This is a genomic window from Enterococcus sp. AZ020 (assembly GCF_050499205.1).
Taxonomy (GTDB): domain Bacteria; phylum Bacillota; class Bacilli; order Lactobacillales; family Enterococcaceae; genus Enterococcus_L; species Enterococcus_L dunnyi.
The window spans coordinates 2,361,962-2,384,901 of the sequence record NZ_JBIPAT010000001.1; the positions used below are offsets into that span (position 1 = coordinate 2,361,962).

The 22,940-nt window shown below is 36.6% G+C and carries 19 protein-coding genes; 14 read left to right on the forward strand and 5 right to left on the reverse strand.

Annotated elements, in window-relative coordinates:
• The first annotated feature begins 30 nt into the window (after nt 1-30).
• Nucleotides 31-231: a heavy-metal-associated domain-containing protein gene (locus IGI58_RS11275; protein ID WP_429953309.1), complete on the forward strand. Its 201-nt coding sequence runs from the start codon at nt 31-33 to the stop codon at nt 229-231.
• A 122-nt stretch (nt 232-353) separates the two neighbouring features.
• Here the strand turns inward: IGI58_RS11275 and IGI58_RS11280 are convergent, their stop codons facing one another.
• The 3 genes from IGI58_RS11280 to IGI58_RS11290 form a co-directional block, all read right to left on the reverse strand.
• Nucleotides 354-860, reverse strand: a complete 507-nt coding sequence (locus IGI58_RS11280; RefSeq protein WP_225534872.1) for a GNAT family N-acetyltransferase — start codon at nt 858-860, stop codon at nt 354-356.
• Nucleotides 861-1,369: 509 nt separating this feature from the next.
• Nucleotides 1,370-2,752 (reverse strand): PH domain-containing protein, encoded by a 1,383-nt coding sequence (locus tag IGI58_RS11285; RefSeq protein WP_429953308.1) that lies wholly within the window; start codon nt 2,750-2,752, stop codon nt 1,370-1,372.
• Between the two features lie 13 nt (nt 2,753-2,765).
• Nucleotides 2,766-3,140, reverse strand: a complete 375-nt coding sequence (locus IGI58_RS11290; RefSeq protein WP_429953307.1) for a GntR family transcriptional regulator — start codon at nt 3,138-3,140, stop codon at nt 2,766-2,768.
• 145 nt (nt 3,141-3,285) lie between these two features.
• On the opposite strand from IGI58_RS11290, the gene IGI58_RS11295 reads away from it, so the two are divergent.
• The 3 genes from IGI58_RS11295 to IGI58_RS11305 all read left to right on the forward strand — a co-directional run bounded on the left by IGI58_RS11295 (nt 3,286) and on the right by IGI58_RS11305 (nt 5,894).
• On the forward strand, nt 3,286-4,614 hold the full coding sequence (locus IGI58_RS11295) for an aminopeptidase C (protein WP_429955311.1): 1,329 nt from the start codon (nt 3,286-3,288) through the stop codon (nt 4,612-4,614).
• A gap of 634 nt (nt 4,615-5,248) precedes the next feature.
• Entirely contained in the window at nt 5,249-5,578 is a 330-nt protein-coding gene (locus IGI58_RS11300; protein WP_087642213.1) for a DMT family transporter, read from the forward strand.
• Nucleotide 5,579: 1 nt separating this feature from the next.
• Nucleotides 5,580-5,894 (forward strand): DMT family transporter, encoded by a 315-nt coding sequence (locus tag IGI58_RS11305; RefSeq protein ID WP_087642214.1) that lies wholly within the window; start codon nt 5,580-5,582, stop codon nt 5,892-5,894.
• Nucleotides 5,895-5,964: 70 nt separating this feature from the next.
• Here the strand turns inward: IGI58_RS11305 and IGI58_RS11310 are convergent, their stop codons facing one another.
• Complete coding sequence (locus IGI58_RS11310; RefSeq protein WP_087642215.1) at nt 5,965-6,534, reverse strand: recombinase family protein; 570 nt, start codon at nt 6,532-6,534, stop codon at nt 5,965-5,967.
• Between the two features lie 583 nt (nt 6,535-7,117).
• Between IGI58_RS11310 and IGI58_RS11315 the strand changes: the two genes are divergently transcribed.
• The 6 genes from IGI58_RS11315 to IGI58_RS11340 all read left to right on the forward strand — a co-directional run bounded on the left by IGI58_RS11315 (nt 7,118) and on the right by IGI58_RS11340 (nt 13,643).
• The gene (locus IGI58_RS11315; protein WP_429953305.1) at nt 7,118-7,861 is read left to right on the forward strand and encodes a signal peptidase I; all 744 of its coding nucleotides are present in this window, start codon (nt 7,118-7,120) and stop codon (nt 7,859-7,861) included.
• A 96-nt stretch (nt 7,862-7,957) separates the two neighbouring features.
• Entirely contained in the window at nt 7,958-9,004 is a 1,047-nt protein-coding gene (locus IGI58_RS11320; protein WP_225534876.1) for a BsaA family SipW-dependent biofilm matrix protein, read from the forward strand.
• Between the two features lie 38 nt (nt 9,005-9,042).
• On the forward strand, nt 9,043-9,801 hold the full coding sequence (locus tag IGI58_RS11325) for a hypothetical protein (RefSeq protein ID WP_429953304.1): 759 nt from the start codon (nt 9,043-9,045) through the stop codon (nt 9,799-9,801).
• Nucleotides 9,802-9,830: 29 nt separating this feature from the next.
• Nucleotides 9,831-10,688: a BsaA family SipW-dependent biofilm matrix protein gene (locus IGI58_RS11330; protein WP_429953303.1), complete on the forward strand. Its 858-nt coding sequence runs from the start codon at nt 9,831-9,833 to the stop codon at nt 10,686-10,688.
• A 17-nt stretch (nt 10,689-10,705) separates the two neighbouring features.
• Nucleotides 10,706-11,365, forward strand: a complete 660-nt coding sequence (locus IGI58_RS11335) for a hypothetical protein (RefSeq protein ID WP_176372907.1) — start codon at nt 10,706-10,708, stop codon at nt 11,363-11,365.
• 31 nt (nt 11,366-11,396) lie between these two features.
• Nucleotides 11,397-13,643 (forward strand): vWA domain-containing protein, encoded by a 2,247-nt coding sequence (locus tag IGI58_RS11340; protein ID WP_429953302.1) that lies wholly within the window; start codon nt 11,397-11,399, stop codon nt 13,641-13,643.
• Between the two features lie 22 nt (nt 13,644-13,665).
• Here the strand turns inward: IGI58_RS11340 and IGI58_RS11345 are convergent, their stop codons facing one another.
• Entirely contained in the window at nt 13,666-14,538 is an 873-nt protein-coding gene (locus tag IGI58_RS11345) for a helix-turn-helix domain-containing protein (protein ID WP_087642222.1), read from the reverse strand.
• A 231-nt stretch (nt 14,539-14,769) separates the two neighbouring features.
• On the opposite strand from IGI58_RS11345, the gene IGI58_RS11350 reads away from it, so the two are divergent.
• From IGI58_RS11350 to IGI58_RS11365, 4 genes are all read left to right on the forward strand, one after another.
• A complete protein-coding gene (locus IGI58_RS11350) occupies nt 14,770-17,220 on the forward strand; it encodes a SpaA isopeptide-forming pilin-related protein (protein WP_429953301.1) in 2,451 nt (816 codons plus the stop codon).
• Between the two features lie 134 nt (nt 17,221-17,354).
• A complete protein-coding gene (locus IGI58_RS11355; RefSeq protein WP_140405352.1) occupies nt 17,355-17,543 on the forward strand; it encodes a serine-rich class II lanthipeptide in 189 nt (62 codons plus the stop codon).
• A gap of 123 nt (nt 17,544-17,666) precedes the next feature.
• Nucleotides 17,667-20,780, forward strand: coding sequence for a type 2 lanthipeptide synthetase LanM (gene lanM, locus IGI58_RS11360; protein ID WP_429953299.1), 3,114 nt, complete (start codon nt 17,667-17,669; stop codon nt 20,778-20,780).
• 19 nt (nt 20,781-20,799) lie between these two features.
• Nucleotides 20,800-22,938, forward strand: a complete 2,139-nt coding sequence (locus tag IGI58_RS11365; RefSeq protein WP_429955309.1) for a peptidase domain-containing ABC transporter — start codon at nt 20,800-20,802, stop codon at nt 22,936-22,938.
• The last annotated feature ends 2 nt before the right edge of the window (nt 22,939-22,940 follow it).

Below are 22,940 nucleotides of genomic sequence, written 5' to 3' on the forward strand. Positions count from 1 at the left end.
AAAACTAAAATAATTAAGGAGTGTTTATACATGGAAAAAACAGTAACGATCAATGGAATGAAGTGTGACGGCTGTGTAAATATCGTCAAAGAAAATTTTGAATCGATTGCAGGTGTTCAACAAGCCACAGTTGATCTTGAAAAAAAATCTGCTTCTATCACAAGTGATCGAGAAATTTCAAATACAGAGCTGCAGAAAGCTCTGTCAGAAACAAAATTCACGGTTGCTTAATGGAAAAACGGCTGAGAAAAAGCAGCTCCTTTGGAAAAAAGAAGGAGCTGCTTTTTTTCTCGCCGTTTTCGGAATTAGAGCCTTAGACAAAACTGTTTTTTAGTTTTGTCTGAGACTCCTTTTTACATAAAAGGAAAGAACTTTGTAGTAGGCGTGCTTTCTTTAGCATAGACCATCAAATAATTTAGCAAGAGCACACCATTACGATAATTGTTGTTTTGTTTCACTACCTTGAAGCCAAGTGATTCAAAGAATGATTTCGCTGTGATCGAAGAGTGGACAGTAATTTCCTTCGCTCCTGCTTTAAATGCATAGTCGATCAAATCATTTGCTAATAATTTTCCTGCGCCGTAACCGATCCATTCTTTGCTTACATATAAATAATCAAGTTTGCCTGATTTTGATATATTTCCAAAGCCGACGATTTTCATACCAACTAGTACAACACGTGTGTAAGTAGAAGTTAAGACAGCATCCCATTTTTCATAGTCAGGTGTGGGCTGCACCCATTGTTCGATTTGTTGTTCTGTATAATCTTTTTTATTGATCGCTTGAACGGTTGAATTAAATAACGCCACCAATTCTTCTAAGTCAGAACGTTGATAGTCTCTTAAACTGAATACAGTCATTTGCTCATCACTCCTATTCGTTAAGACCAGTTTAATCATACAAAAGGAATATGTCAAAATATAATTAGAAAAAAGTGCAATTTTTTACTTATTTTTGGTTATTGAACGATCACTTATAATAATGTTTCGTGAGAGTAGAAATGAAGTGAAAAGGCATGCAGCATATAGAAAATAAGGATATAATCTTTTTTAAGAAAATGTAAAGAGCATTCCTAAACGAACAAAATGCAAAGAGTAAGTGAACGTTAAATCAGTGAAATCGTATCTTTAGCTAGAAATACTAGTAGGGAAGAGTTGAATGGGTTATTCGGTAGTTAAGCTACAATCAAAGTCAAAAGTCATCCAGTAATGCCTTTTTCAGAAAATAACGAGAGAATGAGGTCAAAGCTCCTTAGGTTCGAGCGATTGGCGTAAAAATCCGAGAATCTAACTTTTGTCACTGTCTATTAAAAAATAGAGTCCAGAACAAAATTGTCTTCCGATTTTGCTCTGGACGTGCTGCTTATTTCCTATTTGTCACGAATAGATTGAATATCTTTATAATATTTTTTAGTCAATTGACTATCTTTATTTGTATAGTAATAACGCTTATCCTTCGTTTCTATTTCTAGGATCGGTTGTTCTTTTCGATAGACGAGAAGATACGCAGGGTGATCATCTACTTGAAATTCTCCAGTTAGGTAATTTTCAGTAGCCGTTCCATAGACGCGAATCGTATCTTTTGGCAGTTCATTGACTAACTGTACTGACTTGATCTCCTCCCACTCGATTTCTCTATCCTTAGAAAATGGCGCAGATAAATGGATGCCGTTATGAGAAGTTGATAGTTCAAATGGATTTGCTGAAAAATCACTGATCAGCATCGGGATGCTAACGGCAATGAGTGCACCGAAAACAAAAAGTCCGACGATACTCATAATGATTTTTCCAGCCGGGCGCCCTAGATTTGTTGTAATATTCATACCGATGCGGTCAGGAACAAGAATTCTTTTATCATTAGGATTGATATAAATCGCATATTTCCAGTATTGGTCTTCATCACTATAGCGATATTCTTCTGCTAAAGAAATCAATTGATCCTGTTTCTTACGAGAAGAAAATAGATAATAGAAGGTGAATACAATAAATAGTAAGATTGCTAAAACAAAACCAAAAGTCAAAAGTATCATTTGTTCATAAGGTAAAATGACGGATAAACCAGCTATAAAAGGTAATGGACTCAAAACCAAAGCTGAAACAGCCATCAAGACAGACCAGTGGTGCCGCATTAGATCGTTGACCTGTTGATTGATCGCTTCATCGCTTGTCAAAGGTTTAACAGGTAAACGTCCGATAAAATAATAGAAAAGCAAGAAAAAGCCAAATAAGAATAGACTGATAAAGAAAAGCAGCCAAGAACCATTATCTTTACCGACTGCTATCAATGAATAAATAGCTCCAGCAACAGTGAGTACAAAGCTTGGTAAAAACCACCAAACACTGATCAATTTGCGGTTCTTATTGGCAACAAGCTTAGTATCTACCAAGATCGGCTGAGTAGGTAAAAACCATTTATTTTGAACTTTGACGGCAGTCATTTTACGAATATAGATCACTTCCAAGTAGAAAAAAGTCCCGATAAAGCCAAATAGAACAGTTAAAAAATAGATCATGGTCAATGAATCATAAGGAATGAAGATCACAGGTAAAGCAATAAATAAAAAAGCGATAGCCCATTGCAGTAACCGTTTTTTATACAACTTACTAACAGCTAAAACTTGCGGATCTTGAAGTTTTTCTTTTGGTAACGTTGTTTCTAAAACGATGTTTTTGTGTGGATTGGCAGGGATCCTTCCTGAAAAAGCCATTAAAAAACCAACACCTACAAGAACGACATATAATAAAAAATTCATTTTTAACACACCTTTATTGGTCAAATTTTTGATAAATCTGTTTCACATTTTTTTGGATAGTTTCTTCGGTTACTTGATGGATAACAGCTTCAGCTAACAATAAATCCAATCGTTCAGAAAAGTATTCTTGAAATTGTGATGTCGGTGATTGCCGATCAGCGACTATCGTCCCATTGCGTCGATCAGTTAAAATATAGCCGTCTGCCTTTAATGATGTATAAGCTTTTGACACAGTCATCATATTGACACCTATTTCATCTGCCATTTGACGAACAGATGGTAATTGTTCTCCTGCCAGCAACTGATTTTTAGCGATTCCGATGATCAATTGATTACAGATCTGTTGATAAATAGGCGTTTGACTTTGCGTATCTATTTCCAATAACATGATTTCACCTCTTTTGTATCGTTTGTATTATATATATTAATACAGATGATATTAAAAAGCAATGACTTTTTACAAAAACTTGTGAGAATGAATCATCAGGCATATAATAAAAAAGAACGATGAAAAAGTGGAAGGATGAATGAATATGTCAATAATCGAACCAACAATGACACAAAAATTTCGCGCTGCTTTTGCAGAAAACAATAAGCAAAATGCGTTGCAAAGAAGTGTCGTAAAAAATGGAATCAGCGCTTCAGCTCAGAATCAAGCAGCAGAGGTGAATAACGTTCCTGTCTTTTCTGTAGATCTTGCGACTGGGAAAGTAGCAAACCAAAAACAAAGTGGACGTTGCTGGATGTTTGCAGCACTGAATACGTTTAGACACAAAATGATCAACAGCTTTAACTTGAAAGATTTTGAACTTTCTCAAAATTATACTTTTTTCTGGGATAAATATGAGAAATCCAACTATTTTTATGAAAATATCATTGCGACTGCTGATCAAGAATTAGACAGCCGCAAAGTAGCTTTCCTTTTAGCAACACCACAACAAGATGGCGGACAGTGGGATATGATCGTCTCTATTTTTCAAAAATATGGTGTTGTACCAAAAACTGCGATGCCGGAAAGCAGCAACAGTTCTAATTCTCGTGATTTAAATAATTATCTAAATAAAAAGTTAAGAAAAGATGCAGTCACTCTTCGTGAGCTGATCCACAATGGTAAAACAATAGAAGAAGTGCAGGCAGCAAAAGAAAGAATGCTGGGAGAAATTTATAATTTCTTGGCGATCTCACTGGGAACACCGCCAGAAACCTTTGATTTTGAATACCGCGATGAGGAAAAAAATTATCATTTGGATCAAGGATTGACTCCGCAGTCCTTCTATGAAAAATATGTTGGTGTTGATCTGGACGACTATGTCAGCGTGATCAATGCACCGACAGCAGATAAGCCTTACAACAAGACCTATACTGTTGAAATGCTTGGTAACGTGGTCGGCAGTAAAGCGGTGAAATATATCAATGTAGATATGACAACCTTTAAAAAACTAGCAGCGGCTCAATTAGAACAAGGAGAGTCTGTTTGGTTTGGGTGTGATGTGGGCCAATCTTCTACTAGAGATAGCGGAATCATGTCGTTAGATGCTTATGAGATGAATGATCTTTTTGATATCGATTTTACAATGACGAAGGCAGAGCGTTTGGATTTTGGTGAAAGTCTAATGACACATGCAATGGTCTTGACAGGTGTTGATTTAATCGATGGTGTGTCTACAAAATGGAAAGTTGAAAATAGCTGGGGAGAAAAAGTTGGTGATAAAGGCTTCTTCGTGATGAGTGATGCTTGGATGGATGAATATACGTACCAAATCGTAGTGCGTAAAGAGTTGCTGTCTAAAGAATTACAAGAGGTTTGGAAACAAGAGCCTATCATGTTAGCACCTTGGGATCCAATGGGTGCATTAGCATAATAATGCACACTTTTAGGTAACAAAAAAATCCCGATAAATCGATTTCAGGATTTTTTTGTTACCAAAGGTCTATGTATATTTTCAAAAAGCTTTTTGTGTGTTATAATTTGTAGAGATAAAGAAAGACGTTGATATTACTACCGCCTAAAGTAAGTAATATCAACGTTAACCGATTCACTTAGAATCTTTTTTTGATAACGTAAGTGTATCATATGTTGTTTGGATTTACAAAATCCTGAACGTTATATTTTAAGAAATTCTTAGATTGAAATGAACTTTTTGACAGAACGAAAAGATTTTCATAATAATAGTAAAATAGGTATTATCAAGAGCTTTTTTGAGATTTTTAGTTTGAGAATTTCAGCCTGTGAAAATAGTTTCACAGAAATAGACTGATTCTATTCATTAGAAATTAATAGAAAAAATACTCTCTCTATTGCTATCTGGATTATTGTGGCGTAGAATGAGAATCAGTTTGAACGAACAAATTAAATAAAGACTTTTGACAGGTTGCGCCGGCAACTTGTCACTCAAAGTGTGAATCAACAATTCTTAGGCCGTAGATGGAATTGTTGGTTGACGCTTTTTTTAGTTGATCGGACAGGCTGTTTATTTAAAGTCAGGAGGATGTGTAATGAATAAAGATTGGATAAAGTTGATCGTGGGTGCTTTTTTTGAAGTGCTGTGGGTGATTGGAATGAAGCATAGTTCTAACTGGTGGCAATTGTTGCTGACAGGTATATTCATCTTTATCAGCTTCTATGCGTTGATAAAGGCGGGTGAAACACTGCCGGTCGGAACAGCTTATGCTGTGTTTGTCGGTTTAGGGACAGCTGGAACGGTTATTTCAGGCATCCTATTTTTCGGTGAAGAATTCAAAATCAGCAAGATCTTACTGATCATTGTTTTATTAGCTGGTGTCATGGGATTGAAATTTGTGACAGGTGAAAAAGGAGAGGAATAAAATGAGTTGGTTCTTTTTAGTCATTGCTGGAATTTTTGAAATGTTAGGTGTTGCTTCGATCAATCGGTTTAATCAAAAAAAAGATAGTAGATCACTGCTTTTATTGGTTTTAGCTTTTGCCAGCAGTTTTATTTTTCTATATTTGGCAATGAAACAGTTACCGATGGGTGTCTCTTATGCAATATGGACGGGGATCGGTGCGGCAGGTGGAGCAATTTTAGGTATGATCCTTTATGGGGAATCAAAAGATTGGCGGAGAATTTTATTCATTGGAGTCATTCTATCGTCAGTCATTGGATTAAAATTGATTGCTTAGTCTAAAAAATAGAAAAATCAGCTTAGACTGCTTGGATCATCGGCCGAGTGAGTCTAAGCTGACTTTTTGTTTAATGAACTTTTCTATGTAGATTTTGCTTCTTTATATGATGGTAGACAGTTGGAATAGAGATGTCACACTTTTCTGCGATTTCAGGAACGGATAACTCAGATTCGGTATAAAGCTTCAGAGCCTGTTGGACTTCTTTCGTACGCGGCGGTCGTCCCAGTTGTTTTCCATTTTCTCTCGCAGCATCTAAACCTGCAATCACCCTTTCTCTGATCAATTCTGCCTCCATCTCAGCAAAGGCCCCCATGATCGTGAAAAAGAAGCGTCCCATCGGTGTAGAGGTATCGATATTATTTTGGATGCTTACAAAGTGAATGTTTTTCCGGTCAAACTCTTCTAATAAACTTAACAGTTGCTTTGTCCCTCTGGATAAACGATCTAGCTTGAAAATGACTAACGTATCTCCCGATTTTAATTGAGCAAGAGCCTTATTCAATTCACTTCTAGATGTTTTTCGTCCGCTTTCTCTTTCTTTGTAGATCACGTCCACGCCATACTTTTCAAGCGCTTTTCTTTGGGAATCAAATTTCTGCTGCTGTGTACTGACGCGCATATAGCCGATAACTGTCATTTCTAAACACCCCTGTTTGATTATAATGAAATATACTATAAATCTGTTTTTTTGAAATCGAAGGTCGAGGAATTATTCTATATAAAACGATAAAAGATAAAATTTTTTGCTCTATGCATGTAATTAGAACGCTGATTTTATATGTATAATAGTTCAATCTGACTTAATAATGTATGTGAATCACCTACTTTTTTCCGCTATTTTCGATTATATAAAAAATGAAAAATAAAATGTAAAAAAAGTTTTAAAATGATATTGACTTTCGATTTTCTCTATAATAAACTAATGTTTTTTATAGAAATGAAATACCAGTTTTTACTTTCAGAGGAAACACATGAGAAATACGGTTTGATGGGCTTTATGCTGATCGCTGTATTTCTTTTTTGCGTTTTAGTTGATTTTCTCAATATCATTAGTTTTTTGGAAGCTTTGATCAGATAAGAATGTTGAGGAATAGATAATCTCAAGTAGATTAAATGATGATATCAGCAATAAGTTGGTTTTCTTAAGCTAACAGTGTGTGGTTCTAATAAACATGAATGAATAAAACAAGGTGATTGTGGACGAAATGAGGGTTTGATAAATGGTAGAAGAGCAACAGAAAAAAAGGAAGAAAAAAAAAGGCAATGCGCAAATAAAATCATCAAAACAATCCGTAAATAAAATAAATTCAGAAAATAAAAAATCAAACCCAAAAAAGAAAGCGAGAAAATCACCTCCTAGTTCTAAAAAGAGTAAAAATAAGGGACATTTAGAAAGAAGAAAACCGATTCCAAAGCAAAAAAGAAATCCCTTGTATACATTTATTTTTAATGTTTTCTTTTATAGTTTTATTTCATTCATGGTTATTGGATCGATATTGTTTGCAACAAGCAAGAGTTCAGACAGAAGTGTTCTTGGTTATCGTTTCTTTGGTGTTTTAACTGATTCAATGGTGCCAAGAGATCCTAAAACTCAAAAAGGCGGCTTTCATTCTGGAGACATTATTATCGTGAAGAATATTGAAGGTGACTCAGCAAAGGTGGGAGACATCATTACCTTTAAGCCTAGCATCAACAGTACTGCTTTTTTGACACATAGAGTAAAAAAGAAAATGGATCATTTAGGTGATACCAAAGGGACCTACTATATCACACAAGGAGATGCAAATAAAGCGGAGGACGTCCCTATAAGTGAAAAACAAGTAGTTGGTAAAAAAGTTTTTGCGATACCTAAAGTAGGTGGCATTTTGAACTTTGTCAGTGAAAATCTACTGGTGTCTATCATTTTCTTAGTTTCAGTCTTTGGTTTTATCACGATCATTCGCTATTACATTTTAAACAAATAACGGTAATTTCTTTTTGCTCAAGAAGAAAAGAGTATCTCGACTTCAACTTGATCAAAAGGTGAATTATATAAAAAAATTGGGGAAGGAAGTAAAAAGATGCAAAAAAACAAGAAGAAAAAAATATTGGCCTTAGCAAGCGGATTTGCGCTTGTTGCTGTAATGGCAGCGACATTTGCCTGGTTCACGAGTGAGGACCAAAAAACCAACCACTTTGAAGGTCAGATCGCAACAGGAAAAGATATCGAGGTAGTGGAAACATTTGAACCGCCGACCGAATGGGAACCAGGGTCAGAAGTAAACAAAGATGTGGCAATTGCCAATATCGGTAAATATGACACATTGATCCGTGTATCTTTAAGTGAGTCATTACAATTATTGAAAGATCATAACGCAAAACAAACAACAGGTGCAGAGCTTGAAAATCAAACAAGCAAAACTGTTTATGTATTACCAGGAACAGACGCACCAGCAGGATTTACAGATTCTGTCTTTGATGGAGCTGCACCAACATTAACCGTTGCTGCAGGTGAATTCAGTGGAACTTACACATTAAAAGTAAAAGAAAAAGCTGAAACTGTCGGTACAAAAACAACTTATACGTACCGTTATGCCTTTGAAAAAGGCGGCGTACTTTACCACGCTAGCGGAGTTGACGGATTTGAACGTAATGCGTCTAATCAAATCAAAGTAAAATCAGGCACACCATCATTAAGCTATGTTTCATTAGAATATAATGCTGCAGACGAAAGAACTTGGACAGATGCACCGATCTACACACCAACATTCACTGCAGACGGTACTCTAATTTGGAATGCACCAGCTGCTACAGGTTCTGGAAATATTCAAGTATCATTCAACAATATTACAACAGATCCTACAGTTGCTGACAAATGGTATTTCAATGCTGCTGATGGTTACTTCTACTACACAAGTGTTGTTGCACCAGGCGTAAATACATCACAATTGATGGACGCTGTTAAATTGCTTGGAACTGCTGGTAATGAATACAGCAAACTAATCTACGATTTAACTGTTAAAGGTCAAGGAATCTCAGCGTACAAAGATGCTGTAGATCAATGGTTGCCAGCAGGCGTCAATGACCCATTAGCAACTGCACTAAAAGCTTTAGTACCAGCTAAATAATAAAAAGAAACAACTATCTATTTTAAGGAGGAAGAAGGATGAAGAATCAGCACAGGGAGAAAGGAAAGCTTTTGATCGGGCTTATATTGATGTTTAGCCTATTGATTGCTTTTAAACCTGTTGAAGCTAGAGGTGAGTCCGCTCTTCCTTCTGGGATGGTAGTTGGCGATGACCAAGGAATTAAAGTCAATAGTGATGGGAAATACTTGATCGATATTCGTGATGTCGCACCTGGTAAAAAATGGTCTACTAAAATTACGATCATCAATGTGGAGAAAGATATTCCGTATCAATTAACCATGACTAGCAGTAAACCGACATTGATCGAAGGAAATCTTGATTTATCCAAAGCTATTCAAATGAGTTTATTTCTTGATGGAAAAGAAGTGTATCAAGGACCTTTGTCAGGTGTCAGTAAAGCAAGAAATTTACAAGATAAAGCAAATCCCTTAAATTTAGGCATCTATAAGGGAGGCGATACTCATTTATTAGAAGCCAAATTTGAGTTGGATGGTAAGTCCTACACAAATCGGGATTTTTTCAAAAAGAACGTAGTCGAAAATATTTGGAACTTTAAAGCAGTTAAAACAGAATTACCCGATACAAAAGGACCAGACAAGCCTAAAAATATCATTGACACAGTAAAAGATCGACTGTCATTTCCAAAAACAGGTGAACAATGGCGTGAAGCTTTGTTGTTCATGTGTATTGGCCTATTTTTGATCTTGATCGTCCTATTGATATTGAAGCATAAAAAAAATGAGCAAGGAAAGAAAAATAAAAAATGGATTTCTTAGAACGATCAAAAGACAGGAGGAAATAGCGTGTGAAAAAGAAGTTAGCGAAAAAGAAAAAAAATACTCGCAGAAAAAAGTTTAAACTCCATGCCAAACTAATCATTGCAGTCTGCGCGTTTCTTTTTTCTGGTTTGATGGTTCTAGGAAGTACATATGCCTGGTTCGTTTCAGAAGACGAAGAAAACAACCATTTTGTGGGAGCGAGGTTATCAGCTGAAATCGTTGAAGATTTCGTCCCGGATTTCGAATGGCAGTCAGGAATGACAGTAAAAAAAGTAGTTCGTGTCAAAAACACTGGAAACATGCCTGCCTTTGTTCGGATCAGTTTATATGAATATTTACTGATGTTCAAAATAGATGTGGCAGATCAGACAGGGAATGGGAATTTAGCTCTTTCGCCCAATGCCGTAAAGCCGATTGCAGAAATAGAGCAGCCAAAAAACTGGGCAAATGCAGCAGCAGGAGGCGGGACATATCTTTATGATGGGCATTATTATATTGCTAAAAATGCAGTGATCCCAGCTAATGCAGCAGACCGATACAAGTTCAAAGATGCTGCTCGCAACGGAACAGATTTGAAATGGTTCAAAGTGAACTTTCCAACGAATATCTACGAAAGTTTGCCAGCAAGTGGGACACAAAACTACTGGCTATATCAAGATGGTTATTTTTATTACTCAGAATTATTAGAGCCAAATGACTTAACAACACCGATTGTTGAGAGTGTTTCACTGGATCAAAGTGCACCAAACAAATTTAAGGGAGCTCTTTATAAGTTAGAACCAATAATGGACGCTCACGATGCCACGCAAATTTTGTTGAGTAATTGGGAGATCGTACCGTCAAGCCCAGCAGCCAATTTATATAAAGATCGGCTAAGTGACTAAAAAGAGGAGGAGCCATTTTGAAAACAAAAAAATCAAAAAAGAAAATTAAAATAGCGAAATCCCTCTTTTTACTTACGAGCGCAGCGATCATTTTGGTGATGGTGTCATTGGGATTGCATCGAACGTATGCAGCTTTAACAGATAGTGATCAAAAAGAAAATGATTTTAGAGTAGGAAATGTTCAGACAGAGATCAAAGAAGAATTTGATCCGCCAAGTATATTTGAGCCAGATAAAGAATATTCAAAAAAAGTCCAGATAACAAATACTGGTGAACAGGATATCTTTATTCGAGTGTTAGCTTTACCAAGTATCACCAAACAACAATCGAATGGTTCAACGCTCTTATTGCCAGCTACGACAGAAGGAAGCAACCCGGTTTTGACGATCGATTACAATCTGACAGATTGGATCAACGGACAGGATGGTTATTTCTATTATAAAAAGAAACTAGCGAAAAATGAACAGACAGCAGTTCTTTTTACGAAAGTAAAAATGAATCAGGCGGCAATTACAGAGGAATATGAAAATGTTTCATTGACCATTGAAATCAAAGCAGAAGGCATCGGAACAACGAAATATTCTTATCGAGATGCTTGGTGGAACGCTGAGACACCGACCACCGGCCCGCTTTTAGATGTTGATAATGCATTGAAAGGACAAACAAGCGGTCAATAAGAGTAAAAATCTAGAGAAAGAAGGTGCACTCATGAAAAAGGGAAGAAGAAAGAAATTACGTTTTTTTCGTTGGATGATGATTGTTGCAAGTTTGATTGGATTAGTTTATTTTGCACAGTCGGCACTCTTATATACGAATGCGCCTATCAAAGCTGCTTTGAAGACTGATCTTCAACCTGGGGAAGTGAAGTTGAGTAAGACCGCTAAACCGGTAGAGGGTATGGTCAACCAGTGGGATATCACCGTTCGGATCGAAGGACGTAACCAATTTCCACCGCCGCCAACGGATATTGTTTTAATCATTGATACTTCAGGAAGTATGGAAGAAAATGATCGAATGATCAAAGCTAAGAGCGCCGCAGAAAAATTTGTAAACATGGTGCTCCACAAAGATTATGTCAATCGAATCGCTTTAGTTACTTATAATTCCACTGTGACGAATTATACATTCAATCAGGCTGGATGGAGTGATCAATTTGTTGATTACGCCCATAAAAGTCTATTGATCGATAAAATCAAAGAATTAGAACCCGTTGTCAACGGAGGAACCTTTACACAAGCTGGAATCAAATCTGCAACAGAAGTCATGGCAAAAGCTACTGGAGAAAAGAGAAACATCGTACTTATTTCTGATGGAGTACCAACCTATAGCTATCCGCCTACTGCACCTTATAACCAATTAAGCGGGATGGAGCTTTTTGATTATCCTAGTGGTGCTGCAGGATATAACTATTATGAAAGTGTCAAAACGATTCCGGAAGCCAATTTTGACTACAGTAAACCTTACGGAAATGGTGCTAAATATCGCATTGGTGCATTTGCACCAGAATATGAGCAAATGCCCACAGGCTCTAAAAATCGTTTGATGGCCAATCATGCACATAGCGCGATTGCTCAAGCAACTATTACTAAAAATGAAAAAATGTCGAATGGTGACTTTTTAGTAACAGATTTCTATACGATCGGTGTGGATTTAGATTCTGCTTCTCAAGATGATGAAATCAAAACGGGGAATCAGACCTTGAAAGAAATTGCCTCATCAGAAGATAAATGTTTTGCTGCAACTGCAGATAATTTAGATGACATTTTAAGTGGCATTGCCGGTGAAATCGTCGGTGCCATCAAATCAGCCCATGTCGTAGATCCGATGGGAACAGGTTTTGTTATGAATGGCAGTGAATCTGTCACTCAAGGAAATTCTGAAGCGAAGGATGTTTTAGGTGTAAAAACGATCAATTGGGATGTAGGAACACTCAAAACGCCTGTTTCAAATGATCCAGATGAAGATGTGATGTATGCGGAAATGACCTATCGAGTAGATGCGACAAATGATGTCTTAAAACCTAATGTGATCGATACAAATGGATTAGCTAAAACAAATGGCAAAACAACGATCGTTTACAAAAGATACGATGATACGGTCATACCGTCAGAATTTGAGGTTCCTAGTGTCAAACCAATTATTGTAAGCCTGCAAAAGAAACTCCTTGATGAAGACGGTAAGGAAGTGACAGAGAAGTCCGATTCGTTTGATTTTAAATACGGGAATGATCAATATACAGGGAATGATACATTTACACTTTTCCCGACTGAAGTGAAAAAAATCGTCCATCCATGGAAAGCTAGTCAAGAATACACGATTGAAGAACTACTAAAGTCGACACAAGACTATGAGACGCAAATAGAGATCAACGGACAAGTAACAGCAGGGACCAAAGATGTCTTCAAATTCGATTCGGTAAATGGACAATACACCGATCAACAAATCATTGTCACAAATACAAGAATCGCTCAAATAAGAAAAGTGTATCTAAATATTCGACAAGCTGTAAACGGCCCAAATGAAGAGCTGGTGATCCCTTCAAAAGGATATTTTACATCTGATATTGAAAACACTGATCAAACGAGCAATATAATTTCTAAAAGCACAACAAAAGATACGCCAGCCGAAGTATCTGAATCCTTATTTATGAAATATGAACTTATGTTGAAAAAAGGAGAAACAAAAGTATCTATTAGCGATATCATTCCAGAATACTATCAATTTGCAGGATATATTGTTTCTTCAACGAATCAGAATTTGAACACAACACATATTTCAAGTAATACGAGTGGATTAATGAAAACGAATAAGGCAGAACTAGATTATCAAACGAACGAAGAATACTGGCTGACGATGTTTATTACACCAAAATTGGGAACAACTAACGATGGTGAAAAAGAAACGTCACCTAGACCCTATAGTTGGGCATACAAAGTAAATCAATTTGGTCAGTAATAATATAAAAAACAAATATAAATCAATTAATTTGATTTGATTGCAAAATACTTTGATAGTCCTCAACGATTTTACAATAATCTAAGGTCTCTAGGATATCTAAGTATTTTGCGATTTCAGGTGTCAATTGTTTAGATGTATCAGCTGAATGGGCAATCGCATGATTTAAGCGGGCAATAAGCATTTCAAATAGCCGATAATCTGATTGTGCATTAGCGATGGCAAGTTTAGAAAAATCCATGGCATGTTGATAGTCTTTATAATTTAAACATAACGAGGAGAGATTTAAATAAATTCTCAGTTTTGTATCTTGCAAAGTTTCAATTTGATTCAAAGGATCGATTTTATCGGTCACTAATGTTCCTAAAGCGATCGCCTCTGAGGGCGAAAAACAATAAAGAGAATTGTTCAAAAGTTTTAGCTCATACAGGTACCATTTATCTACACCGATCAAATAGTTTTTGATCGGGCTCATAAGTTGCTGTAAAGAAGGATTTTGCGGTGTTTCTTCGTTTGTAAAATTTATTTGAAGCATCGCCTGCGTAATCAAAAAAAGATGATAATACTTTTCATTTTTTGTTGTTTGATAGCGTTGATCAGCAAGCTGTTTCAACGTCTCAAGGTAAGCTTTATCTTTTTTAAAAACAGCATGACTTAATTCGTAGTATAACTGGTTTTCAGCGGGAAAATACTCTGGGTCAAGTAAGTTAAGAAACTCTTCAACAGACAGAAATAGTTTCTCCAAGATCAATAAGAATTTATCGAATGAGGGCATGCTGACATTTGATTCAATTAAGTAGTAAGTTTGTCTAGTCATTATTCCTGAATAAACATTTTTTTGGCTGAGACCTTTTTCAATTCTGATTTTTTTTATTAATGATCCATAATTATTCAAAAAAAAATCTCCTTTCTGGGTATAAAATACTTTACCGACTGAAAAAATTTACTTCCTGTGTGTTATTATAACAAAAAAATAAATAACTAATTAAAAAAGTTAATATTTAGATTAATTTTTTTAGATTAGGAAGGAGCTGAATAAATATGGTTCTGTTACTTGTATGGTTTATTACATTTTAATTGTCTGTAGAGTTCAAATTAATTAATAGTTAGGGGCGTTTATTAAAGTATGAAACAAAAACTTAGTTATGTACTTATTCCATTTATCATGGTTTTCATTGCGTTGGGGTTGCTTAATGGACCAACAGCAGAAGCAACAAGTACGAATGCAACATGGTCAACAGCAACAAATTCAACAACAGTTGGTCTTCCCAACTTGGATGATGTCCAAAATAATGTTTTACAGACTCAACAGCCGACAGCTAGATTTTTAGGCGTAACTTGTTATGCAGGTGTTCAAGTAATCAAATATAATTCAAAAACGAATGCAAGATTAGCTGGAGCAGAATTTACGATCTATGATTCATGGGGGCGTGCTGTTCAAGTCATCCAGTCAAATGCAAACGGGATTGCTCAAACAACTACCTTACCTTTAGGGAACTATTCGATCCGAGAAACAAAAGCACCGAGCGGTTATCAGCTTGAATCTAGTCGTATGTATTTTTCTCTAATGAGAAGTGGTCAACTACTTTGCTTGACGAAATGTAATGTTCCGCTACCAGAGCAAAAAGGCGGACTGCAAGTAGTCAAAACGAATGAGTCAAATCAAGTGTTGGCTGGTGCTGTTTTCGATGTATATAATTCCAACAATCAGCTTGTAGGAAGAATTACCACTGGTGCAAATGGAGTAGCTGCGTTAAGCAATTTACCTTTTGGCACATATAAACTAGTTGAAGTTCAAGCACCAAACGGTTATGAAGTAGATTCAACGCCGAAATATGTGACGATTTCTTCAACAAATAAAACTGTAACGATTTATGTCACTAATAAAAAAGCTACAGGTAAGATCTTGATCGTTAAACAAAGTGTGGAAGGCAGATTACTATCAGGTGCTACTTTCCAAGTATACAATGCAAACAATCAGTTAGTTGGAACGGTCACTACAAGTGATAGTGGGTTCGCTACGTTGAACGATCTACCTTATGGCACTTACAAATTAGTTGAAACAAAAGCGCCGGACGGCTATGAACTAGATCCAACACCGCATTATGTCACTATCTCAAAAGATACACCAAATGGGGTTGCAAGTATTGCCATTGTCAATAAGAAAAAAGTCACAACAGGTAACCTTGAAGTCATCAAAAAAGATGAAGAAGGAAAATTACTTGCAGGAGCAGAATTCAATGTATTCAACGCAAATAACCAATTAGTCGGAACGGTTACAACAGATGCGAATGGTGTAGCGACATTAAATGATCTACCTTTTGGCACCTATAAATTGATTGAAACAAAAGCACCGGCAGGCTATGAGTTAGATGCGACACCGCATTATGTGACGGTATCTGAAAATGATCCGAACGGAAAAGTCAGCATTACAGTGGTGAATAAAAAAGAACAAACAACAGGCAACCTTGAAGTCATCAAAAAAGATGAAGAAGGGAAGCTCTTAGCAGGAGCAGAATTCGAAGTATACGATAGTAATGATCAGTTAGTAGGGAAAGTTACAACAGATGCCAACGGAGTCGCTACTTTATCAGATTTACCATATGGTACGTACAAATTGATTGAAACAAAAGCACCGGACGGTTATGAAATGGATGCGACACCAAAATATGTCACACTTTCTAAAACAGATCCAAACGGCAAAGCAACGATCGAAGTCTTGAATAAAAAAGAAGTCGTACCTGAGACTGGTTCATTGAAAATCATCAAATATGTTCAAGGATCAGATCCAATCGAATATTTAGCAGATGCAGTCTTTGAAGTCTATGATACAGATACACAATTATTAGGCACATATACAACAGATCAAAATGGAGAAATTCTCCTAAATGATTTGGCGCCTGGTAAATATTATGTAATAGAAGTACAAGCACCTCCTGGTTTTGAAGAAGATACAACCTTCTATGAAATCACGGTAGAAGCTGGAAAAGTTGCTGAAATCAGACATGCCAATGTGAAAAAGGAAAACTTAGGTAGTCTAAAAATCACAAAATATGCATTGGATGAAGATGGGTATGAGACAGAAAATGTTTTACCTAACGCTGAATTTTCAGTAACAGATTCAAATGGGAATGTTCATACAGGAACAACGGATGCTAATGGAGAAGTCTTCTTCTCTAACTTGCCGGTAGGTGAGGTTGTCATCGCAGAAACGAAAGCACCGGACGGCTATGAACTAGATGCTCCACAACAAACCAATACCATTGAAGTCGGTAAAATTGCAGAAAATGTTTTCTACAATAAACCGAAGCAAATTCAAGGGCGTGCTTTAGTCTATGTCTCAAGTACAGATGCTAAGCAAGTTTTAAGTGGTTTAGAATATCAAATTACTTGTACGAAAGGTAATGCCTTAGAAACAACTGCTATTACCAATAGTTTTGGCCAAATCAGTATTTACTTACCGCCTGGTGAGTATGAAATTGCGCCATTGATCAAAGCAAAAACAACATCCGTTGTTAAACCAACAAGCTTTAAAATCGAACCAAACAAATTTACGATCATTAGATTATCTATTTAATCTGTGGGTGTAAATACTAAATTTTGTTTTAAGCTGGACGATTGGTGTTCAAAGCAAACGTCCAGTTTAAATAGATAAATAATAAATGTGCACACTTTATTATTAGGAAAAAACATAATGGGAGGAAAAAAACTATGAACAAAACTGCTGAAAAAAAAGTTGGAAAATCTTTTGAAGAATTAACACCAGAAGAAATGAATAAAGTACAAGGGAGCTTCTTCGGATGGAGCTGGTCTTCATCTTCATCATCTTCATCATCAAGTAGCTGTTACTCTACAAGATGTAGCTATAGCTGCTGCTCTTCAAGATGTTGCGGTTGGTAATCTAAAATAACTCGATGCTAGATAAGTTGCCTTTAAAAAAGGCAATTTATCTAGCACTTATTTTTAATATGGAACTAATTCAGGAGAATTTACATAAATAAATTGATTTAAAGGAGACTAGCTATGAGTCTTAATAATTTAGCTAAAGCAACCTCGATCCGTCAACGATATGATCTATTAAAAAAATACTATGTTGGGAAAACAGAATCACCGAATACCTCATCACTTGAAAACTATACAAAATGGCGAAGCCGACCGACTACGGTAACGGATGAACGATTTGAAGAAATCCTCCAGTTTGCAAGATTGACAAAAGAAGAGTTTGATCTGGCCATCAAAGAATTGACAGAAGAAGAAAAAGACTATATTTTTTCAGAAATTCAAACAGAAGATTGGCTTCAAATGACTCAAGAGATTTTGGAACAGGATGATCATCTCGTCAATGACGTGTTTGACGAAAGCAAAGCTAATTTTACCTATGCCTTACGTCTGCATATCGATTATTTTGAACGGAAGCTCAAAGAAATCTTGAAAGAGTTTTCAGAAGTAGAGGTGCAAGCGAGTGCAATGATGGATTATGTCGGTGAAGTCATCAATCGATTCATGGATATCGGGCTTAGAACCTTTGTATATGATTTACACGTAACGAAAGAAAAGCTGGAAATAGAGCCGGAACTTGATGAGAAAAAGGCGTTTCAAAAGTACCTCATCTCTCGTTTTGATTCAAAAGAAAAAGTAGCAGACTTTTTTGCTCACTATCCAGTATTAGCAAGGCTATATGCAGAAACTATCAGCTTTCAGCTTGTTAATTTTAAAGAGCTGATGGAAGCACTTGATGAAAGTCAGGATGAGTTGAATGACATTTTCAAACTAAGACTCCCTCTTAGTTTGACTGGGTTAAAAATGGGTGCTGGAGATTCACATGATCGTGGGAAATCAGTGGCAATTTTAACGTTTCATGGAGAATCAGAACTTGTGTATAAACCCAAAAATTTAGCTATTAGTGAGCGTTTTGATCGATTTGTGGCAGAGGTACAAAAATTAGATGCGTCATTTGATTTTTATTTAACAACTAAAATAGTGAAAGAAAACTATTCGTTTGAAGAACGTTTGCTTTATCTGGAATGTGCAACAGAAGCAGACGTGCATCACTATTATCGTCAATTTGGTCAAACGATTGCTTTAGTATATTTGCTTAACGGTAATGATTTTCATTTAGAAAACGTCCTGGCTTTTGAAAAGTATCCTGTATTGATCGATTTGGAAACGATCATTCAAAATCATTTTCCAATGCCGGACAGCCAAAATGCGATCGTTAAAGTAATGCAGGAGAATGGTGAATCCGTAGTGATGAGCGGTTTAGTGCCGATTTATCTTTTTGAAGAACGTGCGGAAGAAGATGTCGAAGGGGCATCAAAAGGAATTCAACTGAGTGCTTTGAGTGGGGGAGAACAAAAATTACCGTATAAGGTTTTGAAGCTTGTCAATTTTGATTCTGTGAATATGCAGTTTTTATATCAAGAGCATATCACCGATGCTGCTGAAAATATTCCAATGTATCATGGAGAAAAAGTTGATTTTGTTCCGTATATTGACACCATTGTGAAAGGCTTTAAGGAGTTTTCTGCTTTTGCACTGAATAATCAAGAAACATTGGCGGAAATCGTAGAAAATATTTTTTCAGATTGTCTTGTTCGTAATGTGATCAAAACAACGCAAAGCTATGGAGATCTCCTTGATTATTCCACACATCCGACATGTATGGTCGACTACATCGAAAGAGAAAAATTATTCGAAAATCTTTGGATGCATGGATATTCCAATGCTCAGCCTGTGCCGTTTGAAGTAAGAGATATGCTTCAGCATGACGTGCCGATTTTCTTCAATCCTACTAGCAGTCGTGATCTTGTTGCTAGTCAAGGAGAAGTGATCAAGGATATGTATCTTGATAGAGCAATCGATTTAGAGGTAGCAAAAGTCAAAGGTTACTCCAAACAAGAAGAAACAGAACAGCTGGATTATTTAAAAACATCCTTTGGTCTGTATCACTCAACAGATCTCCAAGAAAAACGAGTTCCGTTAAAAGATATCACTGGACAAACGATTTTTGAAAAGGGTGCCTATGCAATTGGCGAAGCGATCCTTGAAGCTGCCTTTTTGGGAGAAGATTCGATCGCTTGGAAAGATATTGAAGAATCTTCGCCTGACAATTATGTGGTCAATGTGATGAACGAGAATTTTTATGATGGCATTACAGGAATGTATTTGTATTTCAGTGAACTCTATCATGCACTAAAAGAGCCGCAATTTAAAGAAGCCTATCGATTAGCCGAAAAGCTAGTGCTGAAACTTGAAGAAGATTATGTAGACAGTGTTTCTGCATTCTACGGTTCTTTTGCAGCAGTCTATCCTTTACTTTATACCTATAGAATGACCAAAGAAGAGCAATTGCTGCAGGCTGCGGAATCGATTGCTGAAAAATATATGACCAACTATGATCCGGAAACGATTGAAAGCTATGACTGGAATGGCGGGACAGCCTCGATCATTAAAGTGTTTGTGCTTTTATATCAAGAAACGGGGCAGCGGCGCTATTATGATTTTGCGAAACGATTATTATTCGATTTGGACTTAAGCAAGGTAACGCAAGGTGGATTTGCTCATGGTTATTCAGGAGTGATCCATGCGGCCAATAGTTTGCTGACAGTTACAGATGATCCAGAAGTTGAATTGATCATAAAAAAATGTTTGATCAAAGAACGTACGACCTTTGATCCTAAGCAAAAAGGTTGGCTGGATCTCAGACCTGTACCGCCGATGGTCAATGACTTGTGGTGTTATGGTTCTACGGGGATTGGTTTAGCTTATTTGGATCTTTTGAATACTGGCTTTACGGATTCAAAATTGCAGTCAGAGGTTCAACTTGCAGCAGATCGTCTGCTTGCACAGGATAAAAGAGATGACTGTCTCTGTCATGGAAATTTAGGGGACCTAGCCTTTTTGAATGCTTTCGGAGAAACAACTTTTGCAACTGCTGAACAGAAAGCAAAAATCAAGGAGAAACAAGAGAAAATAAAGACGAAAATCATGAACCAAGCCTATACCTTCGAAGGGCTGCCGACAATTCCTAAATACGGCTTATTTACTGGTTTATCTGGAATCGGCCATCAAATTTTACGAATGCATACCCCAGAAACAACAGCAGATGTATTAACACTGACTTTACCAAAAAAATAAGAAAGGGGGCGTTGTTTTGGTGAAAAAAGTTCCATTTATTGAGCAAAGTGAACATAGTGAATGTGGTCTTGCTTGTACCGCTATGGTATTGAATTATTATGATGATCATGTGACCTTGAGCCACTTGCGCGATGTCTATGGCGTACCCAAAGGTGGGAATACCTTAACCAATCTTTACCAAATTTTACTGGATAGAGGAATTGAAACGAAAGCGATCCGAGTACTGGAATTAGATGTTTTAGAAGAACAAACAGCACCAACGATTTGCTTTTGGGAAGAGCGACATTACGTTGTTTTAGAAAAGCTAACAGCGAAAGAGGCCATCATCCTTGATCCATCTACAGGGAGAAAAAAAATCAGACGAGAAGAATTCATCGCTGGTTTTTCAAATATTGCACTGATTTTAGTCGATATCGATGTCACTGTGTCACAAAGAAAAAAAGCAAAAAATGCGACATGGGTCATATTGAAAGATATTTTAAAGAGTAAAAAAGCGCGTGTAGCAGTTTTTATTTTATTAACGCTGCTTATACAAGGTGTGACGATCATCGTTCCACGAATCACCCAAATGATCATCGATGGTGCAGATTCTGTGGTCAGCAACGGGCTTCAGATCGGCTTAACTATTTTGGCATTATTTATCGCCTATTATTTTTTACAGGTGGCCAGAGGTTTAGTATTGATTTTATTGGAAAACTTATTCGATTTAACATTGATGAAAGAATTTATGCAAAAAATCATTCATCTGCCCTTGCGCTTTTTCATTAATCGTTCGACGGGTGATTTGATTTTTAGAGCGAATTTAAGTGTGATCATCCAGCAAATCATGAGCCAGCGAATGTTAACGATTTTTGTCGATTTCCTTTTCGTGTTTATTTACTTGATTTTGATGATCAGCATGTCTGTTAAATTGACATTGATTGCAATTTTCGGTGCATTACTTATGGGGTTGATTTCCGTAGTCAACTCGAGAAGAGTTCAAAGCATCACTAATAAAGAATTGATTGCCCAATCAAAAGTGCAGCGTATTTTAGTTGAATTGTTTGAAGGAATGGAGACTGTGAAGTCGTCAGGATCTGAAAACGAGTTTTATACAAAGTGGCGGAATGAGTTCAAAAATCAAATTGGTTTACGGGCTGAGAAGAGTCGCTTTTCAACTTGGGTCAGAACGATTCAAACCTCGATTCAGTTTATTTTACCGATCACATTGATTTATATCGGATTGATGCAGGTCGTAGCCGGTCAAGTGACTTTAGGGGAACTGATCAGTTTTAATGCATTGGCAGGAGCTTTTATCACACCGATCGTTACAGTGTTTGATTCTTATACGGAGTTACTTTTATTGCGCTCTTATTTTGGTAAGCTGAATGAGATTTTAGAAGCCAAAGAGAGTCCTCGTTTAACACAGGCAGATGAAAAGATCACTCGTATTGATGAAATTGCAGCAAATGATATTTCATTCAAATACAGTCATTTTGAAGAAGAAATTTTGACGTCTGTCAGCTTCAAGATCGCAGCAGGAGAAAAAGTTGCGATCGTTGGGAAAAGCGGATCTGGGAAAAGTACGTTATTGAAGCTGTTGGCAGGCTTATATGATGTTAGTGCTGGAGACATTCGTTTTAATGATATCGATATAAGTAAAATTGATGAAACGTCTATAAAAAGCTGTGTGAGTATCGTGAATCAAAAGCCAACGATTTTTAATGCATCACTTTATGAAAATATCGTGTTGAATCAAAATGATGTCGCGCAAGATCGGGTGGAACAGGCGATTTTTGATTCTAAAGTAGACGAAATCATAATGAACTTACCGTTAGGTTTGGAAACACAAATTTCAGAAGGCGGTATGAATTTGTCTGGCGGTCAGATGCAGCGGATTTCGATTGCTCGTGCGTTAGTCAAAGAAACAAGTTTATTATTGATGGATGAACCGACAAGCTCATTAGATAATATTTCGGAGAACTTCATTATGAATAGACTAAAAATGTATGACTTTACTTGTATCATCGTTGCCCACCGTTTAAATACGATCAAGCATTTCGATCGGATTTTGGTAATGGATCAAGGCAGAATCGTTGAAGAAGGAACACATGACGAACTATTGGCGTTAAAAGGACACTATTATTCCATTTATGTTGATCCGCAAAGTATTAGTTAAGA